Source organism: Spirillospora sp. NPDC046719 (assembly GCF_040645715.1).
In the GTDB taxonomy this organism is placed as follows: Bacteria; Actinomycetota; Actinomycetes; order Streptosporangiales; family Streptosporangiaceae; genus Spirillospora.
Genome location: NZ_JBEYYT010000589.1, coordinates 1 through 4,768, shown reverse-complemented (window position 1 = coordinate 4,768; position 4,768 = coordinate 1). Strand labels below are relative to the sequence as shown.

General features: G+C 72.9%; 4 protein-coding genes. 3 read left to right on the top strand and 1 reads right to left on the bottom strand.

Annotated elements, in window-relative coordinates:
- The 3 genes from ABZ914_RS46675 to glpK form a co-directional block, all read left to right on the top strand.
- Window positions 1-1,033 (top strand): thiamine pyrophosphate-dependent enzyme (locus ABZ914_RS46675; protein ID WP_500201089.1); only part of this gene is annotated, 1,033 nt, incomplete at its 5' end.
- A 92-nt stretch (window positions 1,034-1,125) separates the two neighbouring features.
- Window positions 1,126-1,977, top strand: a complete 852-nt coding sequence (locus tag ABZ914_RS46670; protein ID WP_500201088.1) for an MIP/aquaporin family protein — start codon at window positions 1,126-1,128, stop codon at window positions 1,975-1,977.
- A gap of 96 nt (window positions 1,978-2,073) precedes the next feature.
- Window positions 2,074-3,591: a glycerol kinase GlpK gene (gene glpK, locus ABZ914_RS46665; protein WP_500201087.1), complete on the top strand. Its 1,518-nt coding sequence runs from the start codon at window positions 2,074-2,076 to the stop codon at window positions 3,589-3,591.
- Here the strand turns inward: glpK and ABZ914_RS46660 are convergent.
- On the bottom strand, window positions 3,567-4,556 hold the full coding sequence (locus ABZ914_RS46660; RefSeq protein WP_500201086.1) for a Gfo/Idh/MocA family protein: 990 nt from the start codon (window positions 4,554-4,556) through the stop codon (window positions 3,567-3,569). The two genes, glpK and ABZ914_RS46660, sit on opposite strands and share 25 nt — an antisense overlap.
- Between the last annotated feature and the right edge of the window lie 212 nt (window positions 4,557-4,768).

Below are 4,768 nucleotides of genomic sequence, written 5' to 3'. Positions count from 1 at the left end.
GGAGCTCGCCGCGCTCGCCGCCCGGTGCGGCGCGCTGGTCGCCACCACCGCCGTCGCGCGGGGGCTGTTCGCCGGCGATCCGTTCGGCCTGGACGTCAGCGGCGGATTCGCGACGCCCGCGGCGGCCGAGCTCATCGCCGGCGCCGACCTGCTCGTCGCGTGGGGCTGCTCGCTGAACATGTGGACGACCCGGCACGGCGCCCTCGTCGGCCGCACGGCCGCGGTCGTCCAGGTCGACGTGGACGCCCGGGCGCTCGGCGCGCACCACCGGGTCGACCTCGGCCTCATCGGCGACGTCGCGGAGACCGCGCGGGCCGCCGACGCGGAGCTGGAGGCGCGCGGGCACTCCGCCACCGGGTACCGCACCGCGGACGTCGCCGAGCGCCTCGCCCGCGAGGGCCGCTGGCAGGACGTCCCCTACGAGGAGGACAAGGAGCACGACCGGCACCCGGACGGCGGTCCGCGCATCGACCCGCGCACGCTGACGATCGCGCTGGACGGGATGCTGCCGCGCGAGCGCACCGTCGCCGTCGACTCCGGCAACTTCATGGGCTACCCGGCGATGTTCCTGGACGTCCCGGACGCCGACGGGCTGGTGTTCACGCAGGCGTTCCAGTCGATCGGGCTGGGCCTGGCCACCGCGATCGGCGCGGCGGTGGCCCGCCCAGGCCGGCTCACCGTCGCCGCGCTCGGCGACGGCGGCGCGCTGATGGCCGCCGCCGAGCTGGAGACGGCCGTCCGGCTCGGCCTCGGCCTGCTGGTGGTGGTGTACGACGACGAGGCCTACGGCGCGGAGGTCCACCATTTCGGGCCGTCCGGCCATCCGCTCGGCACCGTCACGTTCCCGCCCGCCGACCTGGCCGCCATCGGCCGCGGCTACGGCTGCGCGGCGGCCACCGTCCGGCGGCCCGCCGACCTCGGCGCGGTGGCGCGCTGGCTGGAAGGGCCCCGCGACCGGCCGATGCTGGTGCACGCGAAGATCACGCGGGGGCGGCCGTCCTGGTGGCTGGAGGAGGCCTTCCGGGGACACTGACCCGCGCCGGTTCGTGTAGCGGACGATCGCCGGGGAAGGAACGCGGAAAGTGATCATCCACTGACCCAGCGTCACATCCCCGAGGAGGAGAGATGGCCGCACTCCCGCGAGGACGAAGACTCCCGGACCTCGCCGTCGAGATGTCCGCGGAGTTCGCGGGGACCCTGATCCTCATCCTGTTCGGGGTGGGCGTCGTCGCGCAGGCCGTCGCGGGCAGCGGGCTCGGCGCCCCGCAGAGCCTCGGCGGCCACGACGCCATCACCTGGGCGTGGGGATGGGGCGTGACGCTCGGCGTCTACGTGTCGGCGCGCCTCAGCGGCGGCCACATCAACCCGGCGGTGACGATCGCGCTCGCGGTCTTCAAGGGCTTCCCGTGGCGGAAGGTCCTCCCGTTCATCTTCGCCCAGATGCTCGGCGCGTTCATCGCGGCGCTCATCGTCCGGTGGAACTACAGCGAGATCCTCGCCAAGTTCGATCCCGGGCACACCGTCAAGACGCAGTTCGTGTTCTCCACCCTGCCGGGCAACGGGACCCTGCCGATCCACACCTGGGGCGCGTTCCGCGACCAGATCATCGGCACCGCGATCCTGCTGTTCCTGGTGCTGGCGCTGACCGACGCGCGCAACTCGCCTCCGCTGGCGAACATGGCGCCGCTCATCATCGGGCTCGTCGTGGTCGCGATCGGCATGGCGTTCGGCTCGGCCGCCGGGTACGCGATCAACCCGGCGCGCGACTTCGGGCCGCGCCTCGCGCAGTACATCACCGGCTACGACACCGCCTGGCGAGATCAGTTCGGGCACTTCTACTTCTGGGTGCCCCTCGTCGCGCCGGTCATCGGGGGCATCCTGGGCGCCGGCCTGTACATCCTGCTCATCGGCCGCAACATCCCCGAGGAAGGCCCCGGGGGCACCGAGCCGAGGCCCGAGTACGACGTCGAGGAGTGACGGGCGCCGCCCGTTCCCGCCCTCGACGTCCCCGCCTTCGACGTCCCCGCCCGCACGTCCCCGCCCCGAACGTCCCGCGCAGAAAGGCAGAGCCGCATGGCCGACTTCGTCGGCGCCCTCGACCAGGGCACGACCAGCACCCGGTTCATGATCTTCGATCACGGCGGCAACGAGGTCGCCCGCCACCAGCTCGAGCACGAGCAGATCCTGCCGCAGGCCGGCTGGGTCGAGCACAACCCCACCGAGATCTGGGAGCGCACCCGCGCGGTCGTCCAGACGACGCTGAACAAGGCGAACCTGCACCACGACGACCTCGCCGCGTTCGGCATCACCAACCAGCGCGAGACGACGCTGGTGTGGAACCGCCGCACCGGCCGCCCGTACTACAACGCGATCGTCTGGCAGGACACCCGCACCGACCGCATCGCCTCCGCGCTGGAACGCGACGGCCGCGGCAAGACGATCCGGCACCGCGCCGGGCTGCCGCCCGCGACGTACTTCTCCGCCGGCAAGGTCCAGTGGATCATGGAGAACGTCGACGGGGTCCGGGAGGCCGCGGAGAGGGGCGACGCCGTCTTCGGCAACATGGACACCTGGGTGCTGTGGAACCTGACCGGCGGGACGGACGGCGGCGTGCACGTCACCGACGTCACCAACGCCAGCCGCACCATGCTGATGGATCTGGAGACCCTCGACTGGGACGAGGAGCTGCTGTCGTTCTTCGGCATCCCGCGCGCGATGCTGCCGGAGATCAGGCCGTCGTCGGCGCCCGACCCGTACGGCGTGACGCGCGCGGACGGCCCGCTCGGCGGGGAGGTGCCGCTGACCGGCATCCTCGGCGACCAGCAGGCCGCGACCGTCGGCCAGGTGTGCTTCTCGCCCGGCGAGGCCAAGAACACCTACGGCACCGGCAACTTCCTGCTGCTCAACACCGGTGAGGAACTCGTCCGCTCCAAGGCCGGGATGCTCACGACGGTCTGCTACAAGTTCGGCGACCGCCCGGTGGTGTACGCGCTGGAGGGCTCGATCGCGGTCACCGGGTCGGCGGTGCAGTGGCTGCGCGACCAGCTCGGCATCATCTCCGGCGCCGCGCAGAGCGAGAACCTGGCCCGGCAGGTCGAGGACAACGGCGGCGTGTACTTCGTCCCCGCGTTCTCCGGCCTGTTCGCCCCGTACTGGCGGTCGGACGCGCGCGGCGCCATCGTCGGGCTCTCGCGCTTCAACACCAACGCCCACCTGGCCCGCGCCACCCTCGAATCGATCTGCTACCAGTCCAAGGACGTCGTCGAGGCGATGCGCGAGGACTCCGGCGTCTCGCTGGACGTGCTCAAGGTGGACGGCGGCGTGACGGCGAACGAGCTGTGCATGCAGATGCAGGCCGACATCCTCGGCGTCCCGGTGTCGCGCCCGGTCGTCGCCGAGACCACCGCCCTCGGCGCCGCCTACGCCGCCGGCCTCGCCGTCGGCTTCTGGAACACCACCGACGAGCTGCGCCAGAACTGGAACGAGGACAAGCGCTGGCTGCCCACCTGGGACGACGAGCAGCGCGAGAAGGGCTACGCCGGCTGGAAGAAGGCGGTCGAGCGCACCTACGGCTGGGTGGAGGTCGACTGACCGAACTGGGCGGTGATCTCGTCGATCGTCCGCAGGATCGCGACGGTCTCGTCCAGCGGCATCAGCGGCGACTCGGTGAGGCCGGCGCGCAGGCAGCGCGCCACCTCCTGCGCCTGGTAGGTGTAGCCGTGCCCCTCGATGTCCGCGGTGAGGACCTCGGGGTCGCCGCCGGTCCGCACGACCGTCATCGACGCGGGCCGGTAGAACGGGGACGCGACGTCGACGCGGCCGCGCGTCCCGATGACGGTGGCGGTGTGCGGCGAGTCGCCGAGCAGCCCGCAGTGCAGCAGCGCCACCGCGCCGGACGCGTAGCCGAGCAGGACGCCCGTGTTGGCGTCCACGCCGGTCGGCGCGGGCGACGCGGTGGCCTGCACGGACGCGGGCGGGCCGAGCAGCGGCCAGGTGAACGACAGCGGGTAGCAGCCGAGGTCCAGCAGCGCGCCGCCGCCGAGCTCCGGCGACCACAGCCGGTGCTCCGGGTCGTAGGTCCGGGTGATGGAGAAGTCGGCGTACACGGCCGTCACGTCACCGATCGCGCCGCCGGCGACGAGGTCGCGCAGCCGCCGGACGAGCGGGTTGAACCGGGTCCACATCGCCTCCATCGCGAACACGCCGCGCTCGCGGGCGAGCGCCGCGAGCTTCTCGGCGTCGGCGGCGCCGGTGGTGAACGGCTTCTCCACCAGCACGGCCCGCCCCGCCTCTATGCACCGGCGCGCAGGTTCGTAGTGCAGGGGATGGGGCGTGGCGACGTACACGACGTCGACGCCTTCGTCGGCGGCGAGTTCGGCGTAGGAGCCGTGCGCCCGGGGGACGCCGTACCGTTCGGCGAACGCGGCGGCGGTGCCGTGCGAGCGCGAGCCCACGGCGGCGACCTCGTGGCCGGGGAGGCGCTGCACGTCCTCGGTGAACACCGAGGCGATGCCGCCCGTCCCGAGGATGCCCCAGCGCAGCGGTGAGTCGGTCATGAGCCGATCGTACGGGGTGGCGGTCCTTCCACCGGCGGTGATGTTGATCTAGCATCCGCCGGGACAGCGTCGTCACCGGCCGGTCACCGTGCGTGCCGGTCCGCCTGAGAGGACCCCGCATGAACCGGCCATTCGCTGGAGCCGTCACCGCGTCGCTCGCCCTCGCGGGCGCCGCCGGCGCCGCGGCCCTGGCCGCCCCGGCGAGCGCCGCC